Genomic DNA, 5,006 nt, shown 5'->3' on the forward strand with positions numbered 1-5,006 from the left:
CTCCCCGGAGCGCGGGCCGTCGGCCTGTCCGGAGAGCGAGACGCGGATGTCCACGATGCGACCCCGGCGCGGCGGCACTTGACGGGCCGCCGCCGCGTCGTGAAGCATCTGCGGCATGAACTCCGGCACCTTCCTGGTCTGCCGCCTGCACGTCGATCTGCGACGCCAGGCGAGCGACATGTGTGCCTGCTGTTGACGCCCTCCGCGTGAAATCCCGCGTGCGCCCTGTGGGTTGACCAGGGCCCCCGCACCCGTCCGGCCCCGCCGCACCCCTCTTCTCGCCCTGCCGTCCGCGCGCTGCCCGCCCGGTCCGTGCCCTCCGCGCACGCGTCCCCGGCGACGGCCGCCCCGGCGCATCCCGGAGGACCCCATGAGCATCGACCTCGCCACCACCCCCACCGCCACCACCCCCGCCGCCGGATCCCGTGTCGCCGGATCCCCCGTCGGCACCGCCCGCCCGCCACTGTCCCCGAACGCGCTGCGCCGGATCGTCCGCGACCTGGCCGAGCGGCCCGAGCGCTGGCTGCACCGGGTGCGGCTGTCCGCGGAGGACCGCTGGTACGAGCGGTTGGAGCTGGCGGAGGACTACGAGGTGTGGCTGATCAGCTGGCTGCCGGGGCAGTCCACCGGCTTCCACGACCACGGCGGCTCGCGCGGGGCGTTCACGGTGGCGCTGGGCGAGTTGGAGGAGCTGGCGCTGGCCGGGCCGGAGCACGGACTGACGGTGCGCCGGCTGTCCTCCGGCAGCGAGCGGGCGTTCGGCCCGCAGTACCTGCACGACGTCCGCAACACCGCGCAGGGCCCGGCGGTGACGCTGCACGCGTACTCGCCGCCGCTGAGCGGGATGTCGCACTACGAACTGCGGGCCGGCGGCCTGGTGAAGACCTCCACGGAAGGACCGGAGCAGTGGTGAGGACGGTGGAGCAGCTGCTGGCGGAGGCCCGGCGGGGCCTCGACCGGCCGGATCCGCTCCGGGCCCGGGACGAACTCGCGGACGGGGCACGGCTGGTGGACATCCGTCCGGCGGCGCAGCGGGCCCGCGAGGGGGAGATCCCGGGGGCGCTGGTGATCGAGCGGAACGTGCTGGAGTGGCGGCTGGACCCGGCCGGCAGCCACCGGATCCCGGAGGCCGTCGACCACGACGTGCGCTGGATCGTGGTCTGCTCGGAGGGGTACGCCTCCTCGCTGGCGGCCGCCTCGCTGCGGGAGTTGGGGCTGCACCGGGCGACGGACCTGGACGGCGGTTTCGTCGCCTGGGCGGCGGCCGGGCTGCCCACCAGCCCGGTGGATCAAGGTTTGCGGTGAGAGCGCCCCGGGAAGCCGGACAAGCGACGGACCACGACCACCCGCACCGCCGGCGCTCCCGAACCGGCGCCCCGCCGACCTGACGACCACCCGACGACCACCCGACGCCCACCCGACGGCCGACCCTCCGAGGACCCTTCCGTGATCAGATTCGAGGGCGCCGCCAAGCGCCACCCCGACGGCACGGTCGCCGTCCGCGGCCTGGACCTGGAGGTGCCGGCCGGCCGGACCACCGTGCTGGTGGGGCCGTCGGGCTGCGGCAAGACCACCATCCTGCGGATGGTCAACCGGATGGTGGTGCCGACCGCCGGGCGGGTGCTGCTGGACGGGGCGGACGTCGCCTCGCTGCCCGCGGCGGGGCTGCGGCGCGGCATCGGGTACGTGATCCAGCAGGCGGGGCTGTTCCCGCACCGCCGGGTGATCGACAACGTCGCGACGGTGCCCCGGCTGCTCGGCTGGGACCGCAAGCGGGCCCGGAGCCGGGCCGCCGAACTGCTGGAACTGGTCGGCCTGCCGCCGGAGACCGCACGCCGGTACCCGGCCCAGCTCTCCGGCGGACAGCAGCAACGGGTCGGTGTGGCAAGGGCGTTGGCGGCGGACCCGCCGGTACTGCTGATGGACGAGCCGTTCAGCGCGGTCGACCCGCTGGTGCGCGCCGGGCTCCAGGAGGAACTCCTGCGCATCCAGGGCGAGTTGAGCAAGACCGTGCTGTTCGTGACGCACGACATCGAGGAGGCGGTCCGGCTCGGCGACCGGGTGGTGGTGCTCCGCGAGCACGGCGAGATCGCCCAACTCGCCGACCCGCACACGCTGTTGACCGCCCCGGCGGACGCCGGCGTGGCCGCCTTCCTGGGCCGCGACCGGGGGCTGCGCGGGCTGGGCCTGCGCCCGGCCACCGCCGTCCCCCTCGACGACCTGCAACCCTCGTACGGGGACTGGCGGTTGCTGCTCGACCAGGACGGCCGGCCGGAGCACTGGGCGCGCGGCGCCGAACGCCACCCGGCCCCGGCGTTCGCCCCGGCCCGGGACTCACTGCGCTCCGCGCTGGACGCCGCACTGCTGGCCCCGTCCGGCCGCGCCGTCGCGGTGGACGCCGCGGGCCGGGCGGTCGGCACCGCGAGCCGCGCCGCCGTGGTCGAGGCCCTGGCCGCCGACAGCACCCCGACCCCCGCCGCCACCACTACCGGCGCCACCACCACCACCACCGCCACCGCCACCGCCACCGCCACCGCCACCGCCACCGCCACCGGTGACCCGATACCCGGGCAGGTGCCGCATGCTGGACGGTGAGCCGCTGGTCCGCTGGCGCTGGCTCGGCGACCACCTCGGCTACCTGGGCGACCTGACGGCCGACCACGCGGTGATCGCCCTCGTCCCGGTGCTGCTGGCACTGCTGCTGGCGGTGCCGCTCGGCCTGGCCTGCGCGCGCTTCCCGCGCCTGTACCAGCCGCTCGCGGCGGTGTTCAACGTGGTGTACGCGCTGCCCTCGCTGGCGGTGTTCGTGGTGCTGATCCCGTACACCGGGCTGGCCACCCGCCAGACCGTGATGGTGCCGCTGACCTGCTACGCGCTGGCGGTGCTGCTGCCGACCACGGTGGACGGGCTGCGGGCGGTGCCGGAGCCGGTGCGACAGGCGGCCACCGCGCTGGGCTACGGTCCGTGGCGGCGGCTGGCTGCGGTCGAACTCCCGGCCTCCGTGCCGTACTTGATCGGCGGGCTGCGGGTCGCCGCGGTGTCCTCGATCTCGCTGGCGGCGGTGGGGGCGCTGGTCGGCCGGGGCGGCCTGGGCTACCTGTTCGTGGACGGCTTCCAGCGGACCTTCCCGACCCCGATCCTGGCCGGGATCACCCTGGTGGCGCTGCTGGCGCTGGCCACCGATCTGCTGCTGGTGGCGGCCCGCCGGGTGCTGGCGCCGTGGGCCCGGGGGGTGGCGCGGTGAACTGGCTGGGCTGGCTGCACGACTTCTTCGCCGATCCGGCGCACCGCTCGGGCCCGGACTCGATCGTCCACCGGGTGCTGGAGCACCTGGCGTTCTCCGCCGAGGCGCTGGGCCTGGCCGCGCTGGTGGCGCTGCCGCTGGGGCTGCTGATCGGCTACTCGGGGCGCGGCCTGTTCGTGGTGACGGCGCTGGCGGGCGTCGCGCGCGCCCTGCCCACGCTGGGACTGGTGACGCTGGCGGTGCTGCTGGCGGGCGTCGGCGACGCGGCGGTGCTGCTGCCGCTGACCGCGCTGGCCGCGCCGCCGATGCTGGTGGCCGCCGCCGAGGGGGTGCGCGGCACCGACCCGGACGTCCGGGACGCGGCCCGCGGCATCGGGCTGACGCACCCGCAGACGCTGCTGCGGGTGTGCGTGCCGGCCGCCGCGCCGACCCTGCTGGCGGGGGTGCGGACGGCCTCGGTGCAGGTGATCGCGACCGCCACGGTGGCCGCGTACGTCGGCCTCGGCGGCCTGGGCCGGTACGTGATCGACGGGCTGGCCACCCGGAACTACCCGACCACGGTCGGCGGCGCCCTGCTGGTGGTGCTGCTGGCGGTGGCGGTCCAACTGCTGTTCGCCCTGCTGATCCGGCTCGCCGCGCCGCCCGGCACGCGCACCGGCCGCACCGGCCGCACCACCGCAGACCCCGCACCCGTACCCGTACTCGCACCCGACCCCGCAGACGCAGACGATCCCGCAAGCCCTCCCGCACTCGTGAAGGAATCCCCATGACGCCCCGTCCGGTCCGCATCGCCCTCGCCGTCGCCCTGCTGGCGGGTGCGGCGGCCTGCTCCTCCTCCGGCGGCAGCGACCCGCTGGCCGCGAAGTCGCCCGCCCCGGCGCCGTCCGCCTCCTCCGGGGCCTCCGGGGCGGGTGCCGCGTCCGGGAAGACCGTGGTGGTCGGCTCGGCGAACTTCCCGGAGAACGTGCTGCTGGCCTCGATCTACTCGCAGGCCCTGCAGGCCAAGGGCGTGAAGGTGGAGGAGAAGTTCAACATCGGCAGCCGCGAGGTGCTGTACGGGCAGTTGCAGTCCGGCGCGCTGACGGTGCTGCCGGAGTACAACGGCGCGCTGCTGGGCTACCTGGACGCCAAGTCGACGGCCACCGGCGAGGACGCGGTGAACGCCGAACTGAAGGCGAAGCTGCCGGCCGGGCTGGCGATCCTGGACTCGGCGGCCGCGGAGGACAAGGACTCGCTGACGGTCACCCAGGAGACCGCCGACCGGCTGGGCGTGAAGTCGATGGCCGACCTGGCGGGCAAGGCGCAGGACCTGGTGATCGGCGGCCCGCCGGAGTTCAAGTCCCGGCGCGAGCAGCAGTTCAAGGACGTCTACGGGCTGACCTTCAAGGAGTGGAAGCCGACCGGCGACACCACCGCGAACGCGCTGAAGGACGGCGGCATCCAGCTCGGCAACGTGTTCACCACCGATCCGAAGATCGTCCAGTTGAAGCTGGTGTCGCTGGAGGACCCGAAGAACGTCTTCAGCGCGCAGAACGTCACCCCGCTGGTGAACACCGCCGGTCTGGACGCCACCGGGACGGCCGCGCTGAACGCGGTCTCGGCGAAGCTCGACACGGCCGGGCTGACCGCGCTGATGAAGCGCGTGGCGGTGGACAAGGAGGACCCGTCGGCGGTCGCCAAGAGCTGGCTGAAGGGGGCCGGCCTGAGCTGACCCGCCGCCGCGGAGCACCGTCCGCCGGCCCCGCCCCGAGCAGTCGGGGGC

Annotated in this window: 6 protein-coding genes; all 6 read left to right on the forward strand. The window is 75.1% G+C overall.

What is annotated here, in order from left to right; translation table 11 throughout:
• The first annotated feature begins 370 nt into the window (after positions 1 to 370).
• The 6 genes from ACFUEL_RS34900 to ACFUEL_RS34925 all read left to right on the forward strand — a co-directional run bounded on the left by ACFUEL_RS34900 (position 371) and on the right by ACFUEL_RS34925 (position 4,955).
• Positions 371 to 913, forward strand: a complete 543-nt coding sequence (locus ACFUEL_RS34900) for a cysteine dioxygenase (protein WP_380241456.1) — start codon at positions 371 to 373, stop codon at positions 911 to 913.
• Positions 907 to 1,305, forward strand: coding sequence for a rhodanese-like domain-containing protein (locus ACFUEL_RS34905; protein WP_380241458.1), 399 nt, complete (start codon positions 907 to 909; stop codon positions 1,303 to 1,305). The genes ACFUEL_RS34900 and ACFUEL_RS34905 overlap by 7 nt, the downstream gene beginning before the upstream one ends.
• A 141-nt stretch (positions 1,306 to 1,446) precedes the next feature.
• Complete coding sequence (locus ACFUEL_RS34910) at positions 1,447 to 2,595, forward strand: ABC transporter ATP-binding protein (RefSeq protein ID WP_380241460.1); 1,149 nt, start codon at positions 1,447 to 1,449, stop codon at positions 2,593 to 2,595.
• Positions 2,582 to 3,244 carry an ABC transporter permease gene (locus ACFUEL_RS34915; RefSeq protein ID WP_380241462.1) on the forward strand — a complete coding sequence of 221 codons (663 nt, stop codon included), beginning with the start codon at positions 2,582 to 2,584 and terminating at the stop codon, positions 3,242 to 3,244. Before ACFUEL_RS34910 ends, ACFUEL_RS34915 begins: the two co-directional genes overlap by 14 nt.
• Positions 3,241 to 4,014 (forward strand): ABC transporter permease, encoded by a 774-nt coding sequence (locus tag ACFUEL_RS34920; RefSeq protein WP_380241464.1) that lies wholly within the window; start codon positions 3,241 to 3,243, stop codon positions 4,012 to 4,014. The genes ACFUEL_RS34915 and ACFUEL_RS34920 overlap by 4 nt, the downstream gene beginning before the upstream one ends.
• Entirely contained in the window at positions 4,011 to 4,955 is a 945-nt protein-coding gene (locus tag ACFUEL_RS34925) for an ABC transporter substrate-binding protein (RefSeq protein ID WP_380241466.1), read from the forward strand. The genes ACFUEL_RS34920 and ACFUEL_RS34925 overlap by 4 nt, the downstream gene beginning before the upstream one ends.
• Positions 4,956 to 5,006 lie beyond the last annotated feature (51 nt).

The sequence above is a fragment of the Kitasatospora sp. NPDC057198 genome (genome assembly GCF_042670125.1).
In the GTDB taxonomy this organism is placed as follows: Bacteria; Actinomycetota; Actinomycetes; order Streptomycetales; family Streptomycetaceae; genus Kitasatospora.